Below are 20,750 nucleotides of genomic sequence, written 5' to 3'. Positions count from 1 at the left end.
AGGATTAGGCAGTAAAAATGGAAACCCTGATCTATGAAAAACTGGATGAAAAAAAAGTAAGGTGTGGCATCTGCCGCCATTTTTGTGTCATCAAAGACGGGAAAAGGGGCATTTGCGGGGTTCGTGAGAATAAAGGCGGCAGGCTGATGTCCCTTGTTTATCCAAAGGTGATTGCCACCGGGGTTGATCCCATAGAGAAAAAGCCGGTATTCCATTTAAAACCGGGATCATTTTCTTATTCCATTGCCACGGTGGGATGTAATTTGAAATGTGCGTTCTGCCAGAACGCCAATATTGCCCAGATGCCGTCAGATAACAACGGGTTGATCCAGGGAAGAGAATTTTTTCCTGAACAAATTGTCAAAGACGCTGTCAAAAACGGGTGTGACAGTATCGCATATACCTATACCGAACCCACCGTGTTTTTTGAATTGGCCCTTGAAACTGCCCGGCTTGCAAGGGCAAAAGGTTTGTTCAATATTTTTGTCACCAATGGGTATATGAGTACCAAGGTTCTTGAGATGGTTTCTCCCTTTCTGGATGCGGCCAATGTGGATTTGAAAGCATTTGATGATAAATTTTATAAGACCTTTTGCACAGCAAGGCTTGAACCGGTTAAAGAAAATATTAAACGAATGAAAGACCTGGGAATTCTGGTGGAAATAACCACGCTGCTGATTCCGGGTTTAAATGATGATAAAAATGATCTGACGGCCATGGCGCAATATATTGCCAATGATCTGGGTTGTGAAACTCCATGGCATATTTCAAGGTTTCATCCCTGCTATCATATGACGGACAGGCCGCCAACGCCGTTATCCGTTCTGGAAACAGCATATGAGTCGGGCAGGCAGGCCGGGCTTAGATATGTGTATATTGGAAATGTTCCGGGCCAGTCGTCTGAGAATACCTATTGTCATTCGTGTGATGCGCTTTTAGTGAAACGATATGCGTATCAGGTGGAAAGTTTTTTGCAGGAAGGGGGAAAATGCCCCCGATGTGATACCATTGCCTATGGAATATATTGAGTATTGGGTTTTGGATGATGGATGATTGTTATTGAATAGTGGATAGTGAGATGTGAGATATGAGTGGTGAGAATTATATTGTCGGTTTAGCGTTGCTTTTAAAAAATAAAATACTGGTTTATGGGAAAATGATTAAGTTTTCCCATACAATTTTTGCTCTTCCCTTTGCTTTTTCAGCTGTGGTGATGGGGTGGGAAACGCATTCACCGTCTGCCTGGGATTTTTTCTGGATCTTAACGGCCATGGTGGGCGCAAGATCGGCTGCCATGGGATTTAACCGTATTGCGGATGCGGAGATTGATATTAAAAATTCCAGGACAGCCATCAGGGAAATACCTTCAGGCGCATTGTCAAAAAAAGACGTGGCTTTGTTTGTCGGATTGTCGGGTCTGGCATTTGTGTTGTCCGCAGCCATGTTGTCAAAACTGTGTTTTATCCTCTCTTTTCCGGTTTTGTTTTTTTTGATGTTTTATTCCTATACAAAGAGGTTTACAAAATATTGTCACCTTTATCTTGGGTTTGCCATCTCCCTTGCTCCGGTGGGGGCATGGGTTGCGATTACCGGCACTCTTTCATGGAGCATTGTTTTCCTGAGTCTTGGCCTTATGACCTATATTGCCGGATTTGATATTTTATATGCCTGCCAGGACATTGATTTTGACCGGACAGAGGGGCTTTTTTCCCTGCCGTCAAAACTGGGGCCTAAAAAGGCCATGCAGATCTCTTCTTTGCTTCATGTGTGTACCTTTGTGTTTCTTTTGGCCATGTATGCAGCCTTTGGTATGCATCCGGTTTTTTTAGTGTTTCTCGGCGTCATAGGTTTGTTGTTGATTGCCGAACACCAGATGGTTAAACCTGATAATTTAACGCAGATTAATATGGCATTCTTTCAAATGAATTCAATTATTTCCGTTCTTCTGTTTGTCGGTGTGCTGACCCAGGGTTTTTTAAAATGAACCAAAATCCGGATCATATTGCAAGACTGCTCATTCCCGCAGGATTGCTTCAGGCCTTTTTACTTGTGATCTTCAGGTTACGTGTGATCCAAAGGTTATGTGTGACCTTCAGTTCATCAGGGTGGGGAGTTTGATTCTTCACAAAACAGACAAAACAGTGCGGTTTATTTTAAACACGCTTAGGGAAAAAGGATTTTCAGCTTATATTGTCGGCGGTGCTGTCAGGGATATTTTGTTGCAAAGAGTGCCGGACGATGTGGATGTCTTGACCTGTGCATCCATACAAGAGATTGAATCTGTTTTTTTGGGGCAAAACATAAAAAGGGTCGGTAAAACCTTTCCCATCTGCCTGGTAAACGGTGTTGAGATATCTTCCGGGCGGGCATTGTTTGACGTATCCACTTTTCCTGAGTCAGATCTGGCAAAAAGAGATTTTACCATCAATGCAATGGCCTATGATCCCATGGCAAAAAAGGTCATTGACCCCTTTAACGGAAGAAAAGACCTTGAAGACGGCGTAATCAGGTTCACACAAGACCCTGAAAAAAGAATAGGGGAAGATCCTGTGAGAATGGTACGGGCCTGTAGGTTTATGGCCATGATACAAGGATCTTTTGACGCATCTTCCCTTAAGGGTATTATAGCGTGTAAAGACCTGTTGGACAGTGCCGCAGCAAAAGAGAGGATTTCTCATGAAATCATGAAAGCCATGGATCTGGAAAAGCCTTCCTTGTTTTTCAGGGCGTTAAAAACAACAGGCTTGTTGTCAAAAATTTTTCCAAGTCTTGATCAATGCCATGACCTTGACGGAGGTCCCCATCATGGTGAAACCGTATTTGAACACTGCATGCTTGTGGGGGATGCACTGCCCAAAGGCTTTCCGATTCTAAGGCTTGCAGGATTTTTACATGATGCAGGAAAATTTGATGCCGCAAAAATAGAAGCGGGCAAATTAACCTTTATCGGGCATGAGATGCAGACCCAAGGGGTAATCAGGGATTTGACAACATTAAGGTTTGCGCTTAAGGATATCTCTTATATCACATCTTTGATACAGGTTCACATGAGGCCGTTGACCGATGAGAGTACCCCCAGAGCAGTAAGGCGGCTTCTTTGTACACTGGAACAATACAACCTTGATTACCGGGATTTTATGCGAATGCGCATTGCTGATAAAAAAGGCAATTTGCTCAAAAGACCCTATACCCTGTCTGAAATCCGTGTCAGGCTGAAAAAAATATTTGATGAACTGGCCGAACAATCAGGGTTTCGTATGAGTCATCTTGAGATCACAGGAGATGATATTATGCGTATCCTGGGTATTGCATCAGGACCACAGGTAGGCAGAATAAAACAACTGCTGTTTGAAAAGGTGTTGGATGACCCAGGCCTGAATAATTATAAGGAGCTGAAAAAAATATGCCGTTGCTTGAAAATAAAAAAATAATTCTTTTTTTCGGATGCCTGGCCATATTTTTTCCTGGTGCTTTTGTGTTTGGTTTTCCAGGTGTCATGGCATCGGAGTGGCAGACTCTTTTTCATGTGAACAAGGCTCAAATCGGTCGTCTTATGTTTTTTGTCCTTGCCGGGACAGGATCTGCAATGTATCTGGCCGGTAAACTGCAGGAAAAAATCCCCAGCCGTTTTATTATTTTTACCGGAAGTTTAGCCTGTTCTCTTGCCACTTTGTTTGTCGGTCAGGCAACCTGCATGGAACATGTTTATATCTGGGCGTTTTTTGAAGGATTTTTTTGTGCCTTTGTTTATATCCCTTGCCTCACTATTTTTCAAAAAATGTTTCCTGAAAATAAAGGTTTGATTACCGGTATCCTCAATTTAACTTTTGGTGGGTCTTCGGCTGTTATGTCACCGATCTTTACATATCTTCTTGTTTTAAAAGGCTATGAGTTTACATCTGTTTTTGCAGGTTTTCTCTCCATTGTTTTTGGGACATCGGTTGCCTTTTTGATCAAAACTCCGGGCAAAGACAAAGCAAAAGGGGGACCGCAATTATCAACCTTGTCCTTTAAACAGACAGTGAGTCTGTCGTCTTTTCGTCTTCTCTGGTGCGTATGGGCCTTGTCCGGTGCGGCAGGTGTTTCCCTGATTGTTCTTGCGTCTTCTTTTGGCAGGCAGTTGGGATATGGTATCACCCAATATGTTTATATATTGACCTGTTTTAACATATTAAACGGTATTGGCCGACTTGTTTGCGGCAGGCTGTCGGACCGATATTCCAAACAAAAAATTTTGATGATTGTTTTTCTGATGGCATCGTGTGCATATTGTCTGATGCCGTGGTTCAGCCATCTTTATTTGGTAAGCTTTTTAGCCTGTTTTATAGGGCTTGCCTTTGGCGCATTGTTTACTGTTTCAGCACCTCTGGTGACCGAGGTTTTCGGACTTGAAAATTTTGGAAAAGTGTTTGGTCTGGTGTTTACGGCATATGGATTTTTTGCAGGATTTTTAGGGCCCTGGCTGTCTGGAATAATTCTTGATATGACCCATTCAAATTTTAAGATTGTGTTCAGCTTGTTTGCCGTATTTTATCTGATTTCATCTGTTCTGATTATGAGGGTGAAAATTATGGGAAATGATAAACAGGTTGTTGCCTGTCCGTCAGATGATCAGGGAAATTTTATAAAACTTGAACAATCATCTTAAATTGCTTGCAACAATTGCTGGGCAAGGGTATAAATGCTTGAAATTTAAGCTTAAAAGCGAAATATTGTCTGATGGATTGAGTTGTGGAGTTTATAAGAAAGTCTTGAGAAATTCACCCAGAGACTTTTAATTTTTGTTGTGGCAAACCAAGGTGATCAGATTGTTGTATAAAATGGTCAGGTCTGCCCGTGGCAGTTATCTGAAAATGGTGTGCGTATTTAAATTTTATGTGGATATAAATTCTTGAATAAGGATTGAAGGATAGTTGTAATGAGCGATGTTGTACTGATAAATATTACAGGCAGGGACAGGAAGGGAGTTGATGCAAAATTCACAGGGATTCTGGCGGAATATGATGTTAATATTCTGGATATTGGTCAGTCTGTGATTCATGAACATATTTCCCTTGGAATTCTGGCTGAAATTCCCAATCCAAAAGATTTTTCTTCTATTTTTAAGGATATGTTGTTTGAGGGCCACAAAATGGGACTCAGGATAGATATTAAGCCGATTGACCCTGAAAATTATGAAGAATGGGTTCATGCACAGGGCAAAGAAAGGCGTATCATTACTCTTCTGGGCAGAAGACTGACAGCTCAGCAAATTTCCACTGTTGCCTCAGTTATTGCGGATAATAATTTGAATATCGACAGTATTGCACGCCTGACCGGGAGAATTTCCCTTAAAACATCACAGAATAATCCAAGGGCCAGTGTAAAGCTTTCTGTAAGTGGAAAACCCCTGAACCTTATTGATATGAGAAAAAGATTTATGGAAATTTCCCAGAATACCGGGATTGATATCTCTTTTCATGCAGACAATATTTACCGAAAACACAGGAAACTGGTTGTTTTTGATATGGACTCCACCTTGATCCAGGCTGAGGTGATTGTTGAGCTGGCCAAGCTGGCCGGTGTGGGTGAACAGGTGGATAAAATTACCGAAGCTGCCATGAGAGGTGAGATGGATTTTAAAGAAAGTTTCAGGCAAAGGGTGGCGCTTTTAAAAGGAATAAGAGAAGAGCATTTGGCAAAATTATCAAGGGACCTGCCACTGACAGATGGTGCGGACCTTGTGGCCAAAACTCTCAAAGCTCTGGGCTATAAACTGGGTATTTTGTCCGGAGGCTTCACCTTTGTTGGTGAATATTTAAAGGACCTGCTCGGGTTTGATTATATGTATGCCAATGATCTGGACATAAAAAATGGTGTTGTAACAGGCAAAGTAAAGGGCGATATTGTGGATGGCGAGAAAAAAGCCGTTTTGTTACGACAGCTTGCCCAAAAAGAGGGGATTGTCCTGGAACAGACCATTGCTGTCGGAGACGGGGCCAATGATCTTCCTATGATCAGTATTGCCGGCCTGGGAGTTGCTTTTAATGCCAAGCCGGTTGTTCGGAAGGAAGCATCCAATGCCATTTCAAGTGTTGGTCTGGACGGCCTTTTGTACCTGCTGGGTATTCATGATAGAGAGATTAAACAGGAAGTCAAACAGCCTGCAGAGTATTCCTATGGCTAATCTGAAGACCACAAGTAACCTGAAGGTCACAAGTAACCTGAAGGTCACAAGTAACCTGAAGGTCACAAGCAAAATGCAGGAGCTTGCCCGTGATGTCCGGCAGCTTGAAGACCAGCTTGCCGTGTGTACCCGTTGCGGTATGTGCCAGGCAAATTGTCCGTTGTTTGCCCTGACCCGGAACGAAGCTGATGTGTCAAGGGGCAAGCTGGTTTTGATCACGGGATTGATTGATCAGATGTTTGATGATGCTGTGGGAGTAAATGAGCGTCTCCAAAGATGTCTTCTTTGCGGGTCCTGCGCCCATGGATGCCCCAGCGGCGTGAACACCCTTGAAATATTTTTAAAGGCCAGGGCCATTATTGCTCAATATCTCGGGTTGCCTATTTTAAAAAAAATATTGTTTAAAAGACTGCTTTCCCGCCCTGAAACATTCAATGGGCTAATGGGGATGGTGGCTTCATTTCAAAAGTTTTTTTTAAAAAAAGAACAAAATTTTCAAGGCACTTCCTGTGCCAGGATTGGTTCGCACCTGTTGCGGCATCGGCATATGGTTCCCTTAAAACAAACCTCGTTTAACCGAACCCTTGGCAGTCTTGACAGCCGGGTTGGCGGAAAAGGGGTAAAAGTGGCTTTTTTTGTCGGGTGTTTGATTGACAAGGTTTTTCCCAATATCGCCCATAGCGTGGTTGACGTGTTAACGCATTTTAATGCCCAGGTGTTTATTCCTTCCAGCCAGGGGTGTTGCGGTATCCCGGCCATCTCATCCGGGGATTTTAAAACCTTTGAGACTCTTGTGAAAATCAATGTAGATCTTTTTTCAAAACAAAGATTTGATTACCTTGTGACAGCCTGTGCCACTTGTTCTTCGACCATTATAAAGCTGTGGCCCTCTCTGCTCAAAAATGGGGATAAACAGTTGCTAAGGCGGGTTGAGGCTTTGGTTGAAAGGACTGTGGATATAAGCTGGCTTATGGAAAAACGGTTTGATCTGTTTTCTGAAATTTCAAGCAGTGAAAAAGAACAAAAATGTGTAACCTATCATGATCCCTGCCACCTTAAAAAATCCCTTGGTGTATTTAATGAGCCCCGGCAGGTTATCCTTGCTTCCGGCAATCAAATAAAAGAGATGAAGGCTTGCGACACCTGCTGCGGCATGGGGGGAAGCTTTAATTTTGCCCATTATGACATGTCAACCCAGATCGGCCTGGAAAAAGCCCGTAATATTGCGGATACCGGGTGTTCTACTGTAGCGACCTCCTGTCCTGCCTGTATGCTGCAGATTTGTGACATGCTTGCCAAGTTAAAACATCCGGCTTCGGTCAAACATCCGGTGGAGATCTATGCCCGTGCCCTTGCTGCTGAAGGGAAAATCTCGGAGTCATGACTCAGGCCCTTATCCCTTAATTATCCTTTGTTTATCCTTTATTATGGGTGGGCAAAAAAATGCGGGGCAGTTTGAAATTCAGTGTCACAAAAAACGTTGACAATTAAATTTTTATTGATTAAGAAATGAACAATCGCTCATCAGGAAGATGATGCTGTTTTGAATCCCACAATGATATTTGCGGTTTTTATCACACGGTTTATGGTGTGATAATTTAATTTGCTCCACAGTGTATATATAAAAGCCACGAAGGCAAGATACAGATAAAAAATCTGTCATGTCTTTGTGGCTTTTTTTTTGGAAAAAATCTTAGGAGGAGTTTAAAAATGCACAAATATGTTAAGAGTTTTATGTTGGTTGTTTTTGTTTTTACACTTACCATTATGCAGGTCACTGCTGCAGAACCAGATTTAAAACAGATAATAGAAAAAGGAATGCAAAAAATCGGTGTTAAAAAAGGGGCGTCTGACCTGCTGGTGATTACCAACGCTCCCTACATCAGTATGGAAAATCATTTTGGCATTGAATATGTCCTGGTGCTGGAACAGGTGACGGGCTGCACAACAGGCGGGCAGAATATGATGTTTTTTCAGCGGCATCCGGCCAGCCCCATAAGTATTACCCTGTTCAGAAAAACCACTGGAGACGCTGTGGTTATGACATGGAGCCATGGGAAAAAAATAGTGGAAGAAAATATAAATTTAGCGGTTTCAGAGGTTTCCGAGAAAAAATTCTGGAAAGATACAAAAAACTTTGTATGCGGGCCTGATCTTTTTACCATAGCTACCATTGCAGGTTCATGGACTGTCGGGGCACCTTATGACTATTTTAAATGTGCTGAAATTCACAACCATATCTGTCCGGGTGTGACCTCGGGATATCTTATCGCACGGATGATTCAAGATAATTATCCTTTGAAAAAAGAAGAAAAGTACACAGTTATTTCCTGCCCTGTATGGTGTAAGGAAGATGCATTTATGGCAATGCTGGATACAACTCCCGGAAAAGGGGGGATGATCGTGAAAAAACTTACCGACGAACAAAAGCAAAAAATTTCAATTGATAATCCCGCCGCAATGCTGCTGATTACGGATAAAAAAACCGGAATTGGCAGGGGCATTGTTTTTTCTTTTGATTTTGACAAGGTCAAGGCCCTTGTCTCCAAGGATAGTGCCAAACCTGCCATGACATTTGCAATGTTGCAGTATCTGGATCAGCCGGAAAAATTTGTGACGGTTTCAAGTGAGTTTCTTTTGAAAAAAGGCATGTATGAGAAAATGGTGACTGCAGGTTCCAATCCTTATGAACTGGCAGGTTTGAGCAGATAGGAAGATAGAAATTTCCTCCGCTATAAATTTTGAAGAGACCGCATAAATTCTGAAGGGAGGCTTATCGTAAAGCCTCCCTTCATTTGTTTCAAACCCTATAGTTTGAAAAACCAGGCAGAAAATTTGTTAAAATTTAAAATTCAGTGCTGCACCAAATGTTCTGTCTGTCATGGGAAAGCCCTTGCTGTTGGAATACTCTTCATCAAACAGGTTGTTGACATACAGTTTCAATGTACCTTTTTTGATATTATACCGGTTTTCAAACAACAATTGCTCCACGGCAAAATCAATCACATGATAGCTGTCCAGCGCAACCTCATTCACATACAGATTGCTGGGATCATCATCCACAATGCCGATAACCTGTTGAACCTGTTTGTCCTGAAATTTGTAATCCAGAAGCAGTAATGTCTTTTCAAACAGGTCATACCGTACCCCGGCATTAAACCGGTGCTTGGCCCGGTCGCTCAGGTCTTGATCCGCCCACTCTTCCGGGCCTCCATTATGAGGTCCTTCGTATTTCCATTCATTAAAGGAATAGCTCAGATAAAAATACAGATCATCCAATATGTTTCCATTCAGCTCCACATCCACACCGTCTTTGTGTACCTCTTCAAGCTCCACCATTCGCCGTCCCCAGAGAGCCTCCTTAAAATAATCCGTAGATGCATTGGCCCAGATGCCGTAGTCTTCAAACTCATAATGGGAAACATCCACGTTTATGGAAATATTTTTCCACAATCTTCTGGTAAAAACAATATCATACCCAATTCCGTGGGTGGGATTGATTTCAACGCCTGATCCCCAACTGCAAACTTCGCAATAATCCCTGGGAGTCCATATCTTGCTGACACCCAGCGATACGGACGTGTCTTTCAGCCATGAGGCAAGATCATCCATCTCATAGGTCAGGAAGGATTTGGGAGACAATTGGTCATAATTTCGTTTAACATTTTTGGAAGTATGGGAAGGGTCTTTGAACGCACCGTCTGGATATGTTGTAGAAGGATCCCACCAGTTGTTCCACCATATATCAATGTTTTCGTACCTAAGCCCGGCAGTTAAAGACAGACTGGGAATAATCCGCCATTTATCCTGAAGATATCCGGCCCATGTCTCAACAATCTGTTCCGTGTATTTCTGATACAGGTGGGCGGTGTCCATACCCAGTGTGATCTGATGATTATCAGATATTTTAAATTCATTTTTTGCCAAAGCACCGTAAGAGACATAGTTGGTGGTGTATCTGCTGTAATCATATCCGTCGCGGTGATAGGACTGTCCTTCATCCGTATAATATGCTCCTGTAATCCATGTCCCCATGGAAGACGGCTGTTTGAAATCAAAGCGGAGGGAATGCCCGTCATAATTTCGTACGCTGTTGTCGTCCGGGTTCAGCCAGCGGTCAGATACGTCTGCTGTCTTGACCACAGGATAGCCGCTGTCATAGTTATCTTGTGCAGGATCATTTGCCGAGGGGATTTCACGTTCAAGATCGCTGTAGCTGCCTGTAAGACGGATATATCCACCTGATGGAAGTTTGTATCCCAATCGTCCCGTTATGGTGTCAAGATCAGCCTCATTGTTTCTCAAATACCCGTCTGTATGATAATTTTCATAACTGAATCCTAAATTCAACCCCCCTTTTCCGCCCTGAAGATTTATTTTGTGGCTTTGGGTATTATAACTTCTAATGCTTGTTGATATGTCGCCTTCAATATCGGCTGTTTCATAAAATTTTGGTTCCGTGGTTTTAAAATTAATGATACCGCCGAAACTTTTACCGTCATATAATGCGGAATGTGGGCCAGAAAGAATTTCAATGCTTTCAATGATGGAAAGGGGTATAGTGCCGAAGTCCACATAATGATCTCCCCACCAGCCACCGGTTTTCTGGATGACCAGTCCGTCAACAGATATCAGAAACTGGCGGGAGTCAAATCCCCGCATTTGAATGCTGTCGGATTCCGGCACCAGGTCGCTTTCTCCCCTGAAGTCGATGGTTGCACGATCTTTAAGAATATCCAGCACATTGGCAGGTTGCCCTGCAATATTGTAATCTTCTATAAAAACCTCTGTCATGTTGGGACGAACTTCGATATTTTGAGCAGTAACCTTTATTTCATCCATTACAAACGTCTTGTCGGATCTGTCTGAAACGCTGTTTTCATCGGCCAGGCCGGGGCGGGCCGTCAGCAGCACAAACAGTGCTGTAACGACAAACAATTTTTTCATCTGTACGAGTCTCCTTTAATTGATTTTTAATCATTTTGATATCCATACATACACCTGAAGTCCGGCCTTCAGCATGAAAATCCATTGTTCTCAAAACAACAAAAGCCAAAAAGACTTCTTTGAATACATTTTGTATTCAAATGAAGTCTTCCTGGCTTCGTTGATTGGTGCAATAATGTGTTATCCGCCGGAAGTTGAGCCAACCGGCATCTAAAAAGTCATCAGGCCTTTAATATTAAACTGTTACAGCCTGTTTTTTTAACAAAAAATAACGAGTAAATCCAAATAAAAAATTTTGAGATTTATCCATAAACGGCTTCTGCCGAAGGTTTTAAAAATAATGAATTTTACTTAATACCCTCTTGTAAGCAAGTCAAGCTTTTTTCCAAAAATACCATAGCCCTTGCTGTTAATAGTAAAGTGTCGGGTCTTTGATGCCTGCCTCTTTAAATCCTTTGATCCTGTGAAGGCAAGATTCGCAGCTGCCGCAGGAACTGCCAAGGGCATCGGGATCATAGCAGGAAGTGGTCAACCCGTAGTCAACCCCTAAGTCAACACCGGTTCTTATGATGTCGGCTTTTGAAAGATGAATTAAGGGAGTTTCGATTTTTAGCACCGCCTCTTTTGTGATGCCTGTTCTGGTGGCCAGGTTGGCCATTTTTTCAAAAGCCTCAATAAATTGCGGCCTGCAGTCTGGATATCCTGAGTAATCCACGGCCGTAACCCCGATATAGATGGATGTGGCCTTCAAAACTTCTGCCCAGGCCATGGCATAAGACAGGAAAATGGTGTTTCGGGCCGGAACATAGGTGATGGGGATCTGGTTTGCGTTGATGTCATCTACGGTGTCGTGTTTGGGAACAGTAATATCATCGGTCAGGGCTGACCCGCCAAATTGTCTTAAGTCAATATCAATGATTTTATGGGCCTTTGCCCCAAGCGATTGGGCAATTTTTTTTGAGGCTTCAATTTCAATGGAATGCCGTTGCCCATATCTGAAGCTCAGGCTGTAAATTTCTTTTCCTTTTGATTTTGCAATGGCCATGGCTGTGCTGGAATCAATTCCTCCGCTGGAAAGTACGATGGCTTTATCTGGCATAACTTTGTTTTTAAACTCCTCGTTTATCAGGGTCCCAAATGATTTTGTGCTGCTGCAGCGAAAGCCGTGCATGAAGATTGTCATCTATCATCCAGCCTGCAATGGCATCAGGTGAGATCTGTCCGAAAACAGGTGAAAGGTGAATTTTTTTTGGTGAAATCTTTCTTAATTTGGTGTCGATAATGGCTTTGGCAAATTCATAGTCTTTTCGGGAGCTGATGACAAATTTGATTTCATCTTGTTTGGTCAAAAAATTGATATTTTCAGGTAAAAAACTATCTGATTCATTACTGGAAGGGCATTTTATATCCATGATCTTTATGCAGTCCAAAGAGATGTTTTTAATGGTTTTGCTGCCGTTGGTCTCCAGAAGAACCTGATAGTTTTTGTCTAAAAGTGCTGATATCAGGAAGGGCGTACCGTCCTGCAACAATGGTTCGCCTCCTGTGATTTCAACCAGGTTGCAATTATAGGACAGTGTTTTTTTCAGAATCTGGTCAATGGTCATGGGGTGAGATTCCGTGTTTGCATATTCCGTGTCACACCAGGAACAGGCAAGATTGCATCCTGACAGCCTGATGAAAATGCAGGGCAGTCCGGTAAAGGAAGATTCTCCCTGGAGACTGTAAAAAATTTCGCAGATATTGAGCTGCAATTAAACCTCCCGGTAGGAAGACCCGCATCCGGGACTTTCAAATACCATTACTTTGGTGACGGTTATATGTTCGGTGTTCAGGCGCCGGGACAACTGCGTATACAAAATTTTTGCAACGTTTTCAGATGTCGGATTCATGTTGCAAAATTCAGGCAGATCATTGAGAGTGGTATGATCAAGTTTGCTCAGCACATCCGTAACAGCGCTTTTGACATCCATGAAATCAATTCCCATGCCCAGATGGTCAAGCTTTGTACACTGAATATACGCCTCAACTATCCAGTTGTGGCCATGCATATTAGAGCAGTTACCATCATATCCTTTCAAAACATGGGCTGCGGCAAAATGATCTTTTACATAAATTTCATATACTCCCGGCATAATGTCTCCTTAAAATAAACCGTCCGGTTATTGCTATTCATATCCCAATAAACTTGGTTCTGAATCAAAATTGTCAAGGGGCAGGAAAGGCATTTGTCCTCAAAGAATCCGGCAGGATAGATTTTGGTAGGGAAATATTGAGTGGTGCAGGTTATGTGTCATACAGATATACTGTTATGAATTTTTTTTCCTGTTTTATGTAATACTTTTTTTATAATTTCCATACATACAAGTGCTGATATTCAATTATAAGTGGTGATATTTAAATAAAATAAAATTATGATAATCGGTGAACGGTTTGAATAGTGTGGATTAGCCTGAAAATTAAAACGGTTATGCTTATTTATAACTCATGGCACGGCATATGCTAATAAAATTCAAGAAGTCATCTTTAGCAGTCATAAAATAAATTGTTTAAAATGGAGGAAATTATGAACAAAAAGATTATTATGGGTATTGTTGCAATTCTGATAACAGGTTTTTTGGTTCTCCCTGCCATGTCTAAGGGGTTAAAATGGGAAAATGGTCCAAGCAAACAGGCTGGCAAGTCCAATATTGGACATTTGTATCTTTATGAGAAGGCTCCTGATCCTGATCTTACTCGTGAAGACCCCTGGCTGATTGTTGAAGGCGGTATGTGGGGAAAAATGAAATACAACCTGTCAGGTTCGACCTTTGACTTTGTCTTTAATGGTCATGGCCTCCCAATCGGACAGGAATACACTTTGATTTATTATCCTGATCCATGGCCGGGAACGGGTCTTATCTGTCTGGGATCCGGGATTGTAACTGAATGTGAAGAGGACTGTATTGAATATGACAGCAGTGGTAATATCCATATCAAAGGGTCTGTCGAAACAGGTACTTTGCCGATTGAAGCAGATGAAAATTTTGAAAACGGGGCCAAGATTTTTCTTGTTCCATCAAGTGATGTAAGCTGTGAAGAAAATAAGATGATTGGCTGGACCGAGGATGCCAACCTTTATGAAGGAGCCCTGATTACTTTTGATGACACAGATGAACAATAAAGTTAAATAATGAACCTATAGAATTCATTCTTATCAGCAAACACCACTTTTATTGTTTTAAAAAGGCAGGGTCGTGATTGAATAGATGACCCTGCCTTTTTTTTATGGAGAAATCGTTCGGGCTTTTTCTCAAACGGCAAATGATTGATTTAAAGCCTGAGGGGGGTATGAATCTGAAAAGAATATTCCGGGAAACTTTGAAGCAGATTGTACACTATGGGATATTAAGCTGGAAATCGTTTTGCAGGCTCAAAAAACACAATGCCCCTCTAAATTAGAGGGGCATTGTAATCTCTGGTAGCGACCCTGGGTTTTGTTTTTATTCCCAATTTTCATGTCGTGTTTCAAAGATATAACATTTGGAACAGCCAATGATGTTTGATATTGGATCAACAATTTTTAAGCATACGCATACGCTGTCTTTGTAGCCTTCATTGAGTAATGCATAAGTTCCAACAACAACTGCCTGCACATCGTGTTTGCTTGCCACGTTTTGCAGATCTCGGGAAAGAACAAACTCGCCCTCGCCCTTTTTTATATATATCCGGTTTTGATTCATTTTTAATTCTTTGACGCTATACCCATGTTGGGCGAGCCTGTTGGCTATTATTTCAGCAGACATTCTGCCATAGGTGGATGATTTGTAAATGTCGTCTACTGATACCAGGCTGGCGACAATAATAGGCCTTTTGAGGCTCAATTGATTGTTACAATTATTCAATAATTCATCAACTGCTTCAATGTTTTGTGTTCTAATATCGCTGTTTTTTTCTGTTGCCAGGCTTTCAGGGGAGGGTTCAATATGCCGGCATGAAAAAAAAGAGATTAAAAAAAACAGGCTTATTATGAATATGGACAATGATTTCATTTGTTCTTCTCCATTTATTCTATTTAATCGGTTGTATAAAATGTTTTATGATTAAACTGATTGTCGTCGCCGATTGAGTCTTTTGTGAAATAATAATGATCCGTGTCTAAATCATTTACATAATATATATTACTTGAACGGTATTTAATTTTGCCTTGTTTCTTCAATGATACATTGATGATGATTTCGTTTTTAGGTAACTTGATTGAACCGGCTTTATGAAGTTCATAGATGATATCTGCTGCTGCTGCCGCTGCAATATAGCCTGCACCGCTTGAGCTATTGTCCAACAATTTGTAGACACCGTATCCAAGTGATGCAATAAAGGTGTTGTGCCCTGGTGGCAATATACGAGAATTCCTGGAGCCTTTATGGGTTATTCCTTGAACAGACCAATCCAATTGATAGTCAGACGCATCATCTTGTTTTATATCAATTCCCGATTTTATAAAACAAGTGGATAAAAAAGATCTGAATGCACGGCAAAAAGAAGAATTATTGTTCGGTGCCAGGGAAATTGAATTGCCATAGCCTTCTTTTTTTATCTCTTTAACAACAGTGTGTCCTATATCTTTAGCAAATATATTCCAATGATCACCTGCCTGCATTTTCTTTTGAGTTGAAAATGAGTGTGATGTCGGCTTTGGGACTTGACTGCACCCCCAAAAAAACATGCTGAGGAGTATATAAATAAATATTTTTTTTAGCATTGATAATTTCTCCTTGCTTCCTTATGAGTTTTTGAAAATCCTAAATTGATGAATATAAATTAGGAATATTAATTAAAAACAGGTAAAATGCAAGAGAAAAATATCTATGGATATAACGAAGCATGTGGGTATCACAGAAATTTTGTCTGAAATTCCAAAATGAATTGTCTATGTGAAAAACTATATAGTAAAAACTGAAATGGAACGATTAGCGTTTGAAAGTTTTTTTTTGATTCATCAGGTTTAATGATCAGGTTCAATGATTGATTTAAAGCCTGAATAATTATGAATCTGAAATAATACCCTGAGGGCTTTGAAGCAAATGATACACTGGGGTTCTTTGTGTCGGGAATTGCGTTTGCAGGCTCAAAAAACACAAAACCCCTCTAAATTAGAGGGGCATTGTAATATCTGGTAGCGACGCAGAGAATATCCTCCCTGTATCATATAACTTATTGTAATTTATATCAATACTGGATAATCCAGTTCGATTAAATTGCCATTGTTGCTCACCAAAGTTGGACACCTCGTATGACACCTGCAACTGACTATTAAATTGATTAATCATTAAAATAGTTCAATAATTACTGTTCATTAACATAATCAAGAACCAGCTTCTGCATTAAACTTTTAATATTAACTCCATCTAATGCAGCTCTCGCTTTTACCTTTCTGTGAAGGCTTTCTTCAATTTTAATGGTCAGGTGTTTCAGCTTGACCTCGGTTTTTTTAGCTTCTTCTTCAGTTTTGTCAATTGTTGCTCTTTCGTTTTTCTTTTCAACGGCCATCATCTTCTCCTTTGTTATTATTAATAAATCATTCTATTTCAAACTCTGTTATATTATTAATAACCTCTTTTAGAACTTATAGCACGCCTTAAAGCTTGTTTTCATTTATTATATCAGTAACTTGAATAGGTTTATTCGTTTTGTATTTTTCATATAGATATTAAGTTATGTCGCGTGCGCCTTGCACTCTACAACGACTTAATGCTGTTGTTTTACAGACAAGATTTGTGTCAAAATAAATCTTGAAGTCGAAAAATCATGATCACTCTGGATCAACGGTTTACCCGATCCTGTCGAGTTAAATTACCAGAGGATAGCCAACCTTGTATGTCGTGAGACAGCGAGGGGAGGGGCTGAGACTTAAGAAATGGAACCGTTTCTGCCGTTATTGGCGGTTAGACTGAGAAAAATGATTATCGGAGGATTCTGAACGGCCAGACGTACTCTATCACGGTGAAGCTGTGTTATATAACTGAATAATAAGATTAATCAGTTTTATGGTAATCATTTTTCGTTGACGTATGGTGACCTTTCAAAATAGTTGTTGCTAAGGACCAAGGGAAGCCTGGATAGTTTCGTGTTAAAACGTAAGAACCATAGGAAGTTTTAAGAATTATTCAGGTGACTGCGAATCGTAAGGATTCACCGGTGATGTTGTGCTATATCGTTCCATTTCTGAGTCTTAATATTAGTCTCTCTCGAACAATTAAGATTAATTAGCATGATCTCACTGGCATCGCTGGATGCGGGAAAACCGCTTGTCCAGTGGTAACGGAGGGTTTGATCAGGTGACTGTATCTTTCTACTCTATATTTTACAGTCTGGATTCTCCATTACCGGAATTGACAGGCTGATACTTCAGTATCTGTGATGTGGATGTAAGTTTACTGTAGTGACAACCCCTTCTTCAATATATGGTTGAAGGGGTTGCTACTTCTCTATGCTGCTGAAATTGCAAATAAGGTTGATTTCTCTTTTATTAAATTTGTTTTCCCGAAGTATTGTTGGTTGGGATTTGAGTGACTCTATTGTGCGGCATTCTGTTAGTGTCTTTTGTATACATTATATTAACCAATTCATAATCATGCAGGAAAAGCTATTATTCTCTTTACTTTTTAAGAGAAGGTTTGGTACTCATCTGACAATATAATCTATTCTATTTTTTGAGGTTTCAATGTACAGAGAAGATTACATAAATGGTATCATACATGCGTTAGCATTCCTTTCCCGCAAAGTTGATATAAAATCATCCCTAAATCTTACAGATCTCAATGTGCACGCTGAGGATTTTTATAAAGATTTTTTGAATAAAGCCCTTGGTTATAACTTGATAAATATCAACACCATAAATCAAAATGCAGTTTCAATCGATTTGGGAGATTCAACAACACGTATTGCAATTCAAGTCACATCAACTTCAGCACTGGCAAAAACTCGTCGAACTGTGAAAAAGTTCATTGAAAATAGGCTCTATAGAGAGTATGACCGACTTATTATTTTGAATTTAGTTAAAACTACTCGTCACAAGGACCCATTCATAGGTGATGCAGATATATTCCAAATTGATACCAAAAAGGATATGTGGGATTATAAAAAACTTGCTAGAATAATAGCGGGAAAAGAAACACTCCTGTTAAAAGATATATATGATTTTTTACATAGAGAACTTAAACTTGTTGAAGAAACAAAATTACCGAAGGAAGTTCAAACGATAATCGCGCTGATTGACCATTTAAGTAACGGTGAAAATCCCGATGCTGGAAACTGTTTCATAGAAGACCCTGATCCAGAAGGGAAAATAAATAACAGATTTGCTGATCATGCAGAATTTCTTACACAATCTTATACTGAGTTATATGCAGTTTATGGACCGAATATTGAAACAATAAAAGATCAAACAGATATTGGAACTGTTCAAATAGCAAAAAAATCACTTTACCTTAAAACATATAGCGATAATATTCTCACCAAGTGTAATAACAATCCAAAGATGGCAATAGATAAATTAATTCAAGAGCTTTCTAATGCAGTGGGACAAAAAGGAATTGAATATGATGAGACCGCTATCAGATTCTTTCTTATTGATGAATTAACAAGATGTAATGTTTTCCCAAATTCAGAGGTTACAAATGCCTAATTTATTCTCAAAAGATGAAGATCTTTTTAAATCAGCACCATACATAGGAGCAATGATTTTAAAATTATTTGAAAAAACTGGAGAATCACACATAAGTATTTTTGACGTTGTAAGAGAAATTAAAAAGACCAACAAATCAAATATTCGATCAGTCTATTATGGAATGCTTTTTCTGTACTCAATAGATATTATTGATTTTGAAGAACCTTACTTGATATCAAAATGCTGAAACTCCACAAATTATATAGTGAACCAGAACTGTTTGATCCCATTCCTTTCCATAATGGAATTAACCTCATCCTTGGAGAGACTAACGAATCTTCAGACAAGACAAATGGAGTTGGTAAATCACTGACGATTGAATTCATCGATTTTTGCTTACTAAAACGTTTCAATGATAGCAGAGTCTCAAAGATACCTGAAAACGCCTTCGACCATGAAGCCTTTATTTGCTTGGACTTTAGTATATTTGATAACCAAATAACTTCGAAAAGAAGTATTAAAAATCAGAACACCCCTATTCTATTATTTAATGGAAAAGAAACTGAATATTTCGATATTAATGATGCAAAAGACCAACTTACTCACCTGCTGTTCGGTTCTGCTATAAACAAAGATCATCCTTCTTTTAGAACTATGCTCGGACCTCTTATTCGAGATGAACGATCCGAATTCAAATCGATAGTAAAGTGTTATGATACTGTTAAAAACATACCACCAGATTACTCTCCTCATCTGTATTTATTAGGTATCAATCCCATTTCCTATAATGAAGCAAAAGAACTTCAAAAGGATATAGACAATACAACAAAGGCTCGTAGAAAATTAAAAAGAGATGTTGAGCAGCTTACTGGAAAAACCTTTAGTGAAGCAAACCAGGACCTCAATGAGTTAACAAGCCAAGTAGAACAGATTAAAGATGAACTGGAAGCACTTGAAAATGCAGAAAGTTTTAAAATAATAAAAGAGGAAGTTATCGAGTTAGAAACGAAACTGGATGGTTTAAAAACACAAGCAGGAGCAATCAAATCAGAGTTATCTAAAATTCGACTTTTCAAGGGAGATAACTATATTGATGAGTCAGAAGTGTCTGCATTATATGATCGTTTCAAGCAGGGTCTTGGTGATATGATCAAACGAGAAATAAAAGAAGTCACTGAATTCAAAAAGAAGATTGATACGTTTCAGAAGACTTTGATAGATTCACGAAAAACTACCCTGCTTGATGAATTAAATATCATTAATAAAGAAATTAAAAACATTGATACTCGATATAAAGAAAAGCTACAGATTCTTGATAAAGAAGGAGTATTAAAGAGTTTAAAAACAACTGTCTCTGCATATGAAGTCAAGTTGGAAGAGCAATCCAGGCTATCATCATTTATAAAAAAACATGACGATTATGATCAGAGCATCAAAGTATTAAAACAAAATCGTAGTGGCAAGATTATTGTTTTGGATACAAAGGTAACAGAAGCCGAGACAACCACCGATGCCTTTGAGAAAACAATTCTTGATATTCACCATTATGTAATGGGAAATAAAAGATGCTCTTTTAAGATAAAAATAAAAGAGAATAAACAGGTTGTCGAATATGAATTACGTATCCATCATGATGGTAGTCATAGCAATGAAAGAGAAAAGGTTTTTATCTATGACATGGCTTTGCTTTTAACACCTAAAATAAACCTCTTCCACCCGGGTTTGCTGATTCATGACAATATATTTGATGTTGATCAGGACACTTTAATTAAAAGCCTTAACTATCTTGCTGAGAAATCAGATGCTTTGAATAAAAAACAGTATGTGTTGACACTCAACAGTGACAAGTTCCACACAGATGAGTTGAAAAAATTAAAATTGAATATTGACCAACTGAAAATAGCATCTTTCACAAAAACTAAAAAATTTTTACAGACTTCTTATCAAGAATTATAGGTATTATAACGAATCCTAAAACCCAGACAATAA

18 protein-coding genes are annotated in these 20,750 nt (G+C 39.7%); 11 read left to right on the top strand and 7 right to left on the bottom strand.

Translation table 11 applies throughout. From position 1 onward, the window contains the following. The first annotated feature begins 17 nt into the window (after window positions 1–17). From amrS to BLT94_RS14160, 7 genes are all read left to right on the top strand, one after another. Window positions 18–1,028 (top strand): AmmeMemoRadiSam system radical SAM enzyme, encoded by a 1,011-nt coding sequence (gene amrS, locus BLT94_RS14190; RefSeq protein WP_092235416.1) that lies wholly within the window; start codon window positions 18–20, stop codon window positions 1,026–1,028. Window positions 1,029–1,087: 59 nt separating this feature from the next. Beyond that, window positions 1,088–1,984: a UbiA-like polyprenyltransferase gene (locus tag BLT94_RS14185; protein WP_092235413.1), complete on the top strand. Its 897-nt coding sequence runs from the start codon at window positions 1,088–1,090 to the stop codon at window positions 1,982–1,984. 130 nt (window positions 1,985–2,114) lie between these two features. Then, complete coding sequence (locus tag BLT94_RS14180) at window positions 2,115–3,431, top strand: CCA tRNA nucleotidyltransferase (RefSeq protein ID WP_092235410.1); 1,317 nt, start codon at window positions 2,115–2,117, stop codon at window positions 3,429–3,431. Continuing rightward, a complete protein-coding gene (locus BLT94_RS14175; RefSeq protein WP_092235407.1) occupies window positions 3,404–4,648 on the top strand; it encodes an MFS transporter in 1,245 nt (414 codons plus the stop codon). The genes BLT94_RS14180 and BLT94_RS14175 overlap by 28 nt, the downstream gene beginning before the upstream one ends. 270 nt (window positions 4,649–4,918) lie before the next feature. Next, the gene (gene serB, locus BLT94_RS14170; RefSeq protein WP_092235404.1) at window positions 4,919–6,166 is read left to right on the top strand and encodes a phosphoserine phosphatase SerB; all 1,248 of its coding nucleotides are present in this window, start codon (window positions 4,919–4,921) and stop codon (window positions 6,164–6,166) included. Beyond that, the gene (locus BLT94_RS14165) at window positions 6,159–7,550 is read left to right on the top strand and encodes a (Fe-S)-binding protein (RefSeq protein ID WP_245743133.1); all 1,392 of its coding nucleotides are present in this window, start codon (window positions 6,159–6,161) and stop codon (window positions 7,548–7,550) included. Before serB ends, BLT94_RS14165 begins: the two co-directional genes overlap by 8 nt. Before the next feature lie 326 nt (window positions 7,551–7,876). Next, entirely contained in the window at window positions 7,877–8,878 is a 1,002-nt protein-coding gene (locus BLT94_RS14160; RefSeq protein ID WP_092235400.1) for an FmdE family protein, read from the top strand. A 126-nt stretch (window positions 8,879–9,004) separates the two neighbouring features. Here the strand turns inward: BLT94_RS14160 and BLT94_RS14155 are convergent, their stop codons facing one another. The 4 genes from BLT94_RS14155 to queD form a co-directional block, all read right to left on the bottom strand. Continuing rightward, window positions 9,005–11,113, bottom strand: a complete 2,109-nt coding sequence (locus BLT94_RS14155) for a TonB-dependent receptor, FCYXU motif-type (protein ID WP_092235397.1) — start codon at window positions 11,111–11,113, stop codon at window positions 9,005–9,007. Window positions 11,114–11,522: 409 nt separating this feature from the next. Beyond that, window positions 11,523–12,212, bottom strand: coding sequence for a 7-cyano-7-deazaguanine synthase QueC (queC, locus tag BLT94_RS14150; RefSeq protein WP_092235394.1), 690 nt, complete (start codon window positions 12,210–12,212; stop codon window positions 11,523–11,525). 10 nt (window positions 12,213–12,222) lie between these two features. After that, entirely contained in the window at window positions 12,223–12,867 is a 645-nt protein-coding gene (locus tag BLT94_RS14145; RefSeq protein ID WP_092235391.1) for a 7-carboxy-7-deazaguanine synthase QueE, read from the bottom strand. After that, window positions 12,868–13,248 carry a 6-carboxytetrahydropterin synthase QueD gene (gene queD, locus BLT94_RS14140; protein WP_092235388.1) on the bottom strand — a complete coding sequence of 127 codons (381 nt, stop codon included), beginning with the start codon at window positions 13,246–13,248 and terminating at the stop codon, window positions 12,868–12,870. It abuts the gene before it with no gap. A 431-nt stretch (window positions 13,249–13,679) separates the two neighbouring features. Here queD and BLT94_RS14135 point away from each other — a divergent pair, with 431 nt between their 5' ends. Beyond that, window positions 13,680–14,276 (top strand): hypothetical protein, encoded by a 597-nt coding sequence (locus BLT94_RS14135; protein ID WP_092235385.1) that lies wholly within the window; start codon window positions 13,680–13,682, stop codon window positions 14,274–14,276. A gap of 319 nt (window positions 14,277–14,595) precedes the next feature. Here BLT94_RS14135 and BLT94_RS14130 read toward each other — a convergent pair whose 3' ends face one another. From BLT94_RS14130 to BLT94_RS14115, 3 genes are all read right to left on the bottom strand, one after another. Further along, complete coding sequence (locus BLT94_RS14130) at window positions 14,596–15,144, bottom strand: FlgO family outer membrane protein (protein ID WP_092235382.1); 549 nt, start codon at window positions 15,142–15,144, stop codon at window positions 14,596–14,598. Window positions 15,145–15,167: 23 nt separating this feature from the next. After that, complete coding sequence (locus BLT94_RS14125; RefSeq protein WP_092235379.1) at window positions 15,168–15,854, bottom strand: hypothetical protein; 687 nt, start codon at window positions 15,852–15,854, stop codon at window positions 15,168–15,170. A 584-nt stretch (window positions 15,855–16,438) separates the two neighbouring features. Further along, window positions 16,439–16,642 carry a hypothetical protein gene (locus tag BLT94_RS14115; protein ID WP_092235373.1) on the bottom strand — a complete coding sequence of 68 codons (204 nt, stop codon included), beginning with the start codon at window positions 16,640–16,642 and terminating at the stop codon, window positions 16,439–16,441. 1,174 nt (window positions 16,643–17,816) lie between these two features. Between BLT94_RS14115 and BLT94_RS14110 the strand changes: the two genes are divergently transcribed. From BLT94_RS14110 to BLT94_RS14100, 3 genes are read left to right on the top strand one after another with little or no spacing between them, the layout of a single operon-like run. Continuing rightward, window positions 17,817–18,779 (top strand): SMEK domain-containing protein, encoded by a 963-nt coding sequence (locus BLT94_RS14110; RefSeq protein WP_092235370.1) that lies wholly within the window; start codon window positions 17,817–17,819, stop codon window positions 18,777–18,779. Next, entirely contained in the window at window positions 18,772–19,008 is a 237-nt protein-coding gene (locus BLT94_RS14105; protein ID WP_092235364.1) for a hypothetical protein, read from the top strand. Before BLT94_RS14110 ends, BLT94_RS14105 begins: the two co-directional genes overlap by 8 nt. Next, on the top strand, window positions 19,002–20,717 hold the full coding sequence (locus BLT94_RS14100) for a DUF2326 domain-containing protein (protein WP_092235362.1): 1,716 nt from the start codon (window positions 19,002–19,004) through the stop codon (window positions 20,715–20,717). The genes BLT94_RS14105 and BLT94_RS14100 overlap by 7 nt, the downstream gene beginning before the upstream one ends. The last annotated feature ends 33 nt before the right edge of the window (window positions 20,718–20,750 follow it).

Source organism: Desulfobacula phenolica (assembly GCF_900105645.1).
GTDB lineage: Bacteria > Desulfobacterota > Desulfobacteria > Desulfobacterales > Desulfobacteraceae > Desulfobacula > Desulfobacula toluolica.
The sequence above is the reverse complement of the archived record's forward strand: the minus strand, read 5'-3'. Positions and strand labels throughout refer to the sequence as shown.

Excerpts from the sequence above, each read along its gene's own strand:
- amrS (WP_092235416.1), top strand. The coding sequence starts at position 18 with ATGGAAACCCTGATCTATGAAAAACTGGATGAAAAAAAAGTAAGGTGT.
- BLT94_RS14185 (WP_092235413.1), top strand. The coding sequence starts at position 1,088 with ATGAGTGGTGAGAATTATATTGTCGGTTTAGCGTTGCTTTTAAAAAAT.
- BLT94_RS14175 (WP_092235407.1), top strand. The coding sequence starts at position 3,404 with ATGCCGTTGCTTGAAAATAAAAAAATAATTCTTTTTTTCGGATGCCTG.
- serB (WP_092235404.1), top strand. The coding sequence starts at position 4,919 with ATGAGCGATGTTGTACTGATAAATATTACAGGCAGGGACAGGAAGGGA.
- BLT94_RS14165 (WP_245743133.1), top strand. The coding sequence starts at position 6,159 with ATGGCTAATCTGAAGACCACAAGTAACCTGAAGGTCACAAGTAACCTG.
- BLT94_RS14160 (WP_092235400.1), top strand. The coding sequence starts at position 7,877 with ATGCACAAATATGTTAAGAGTTTTATGTTGGTTGTTTTTGTTTTTACA.
- BLT94_RS14155 (WP_092235397.1), bottom strand. The coding sequence starts at position 11,113 with ATGAAAAAATTGTTTGTCGTTACAGCACTGTTTGTGCTGCTGACGGCC.
- queC (WP_092235394.1), bottom strand. The coding sequence starts at position 12,212 with ATGCCAGATAAAGCCATCGTACTTTCCAGCGGAGGAATTGATTCCAGC.
- queD (WP_092235388.1), bottom strand. The coding sequence starts at position 13,248 with ATGCCGGGAGTATATGAAATTTATGTAAAAGATCATTTTGCCGCAGCC.
- BLT94_RS14135 (WP_092235385.1), top strand. The coding sequence starts at position 13,680 with ATGAACAAAAAGATTATTATGGGTATTGTTGCAATTCTGATAACAGGT.
- BLT94_RS14130 (WP_092235382.1), bottom strand. The coding sequence starts at position 15,144 with ATGAAATCATTGTCCATATTCATAATAAGCCTGTTTTTTTTAATCTCT.
- BLT94_RS14125 (WP_092235379.1), bottom strand. The coding sequence starts at position 15,854 with ATGCTAAAAAAAATATTTATTTATATACTCCTCAGCATGTTTTTTTGG.
- BLT94_RS14115 (WP_092235373.1), bottom strand. The coding sequence starts at position 16,642 with ATGGCCGTTGAAAAGAAAAACGAAAGAGCAACAATTGACAAAACTGAA.
- BLT94_RS14110 (WP_092235370.1), top strand. The coding sequence starts at position 17,817 with ATGTACAGAGAAGATTACATAAATGGTATCATACATGCGTTAGCATTC.
- BLT94_RS14105 (WP_092235364.1), top strand. The coding sequence starts at position 18,772 with ATGCCTAATTTATTCTCAAAAGATGAAGATCTTTTTAAATCAGCACCA.
- BLT94_RS14100 (WP_092235362.1), top strand. The coding sequence starts at position 19,002 with ATGCTGAAACTCCACAAATTATATAGTGAACCAGAACTGTTTGATCCC.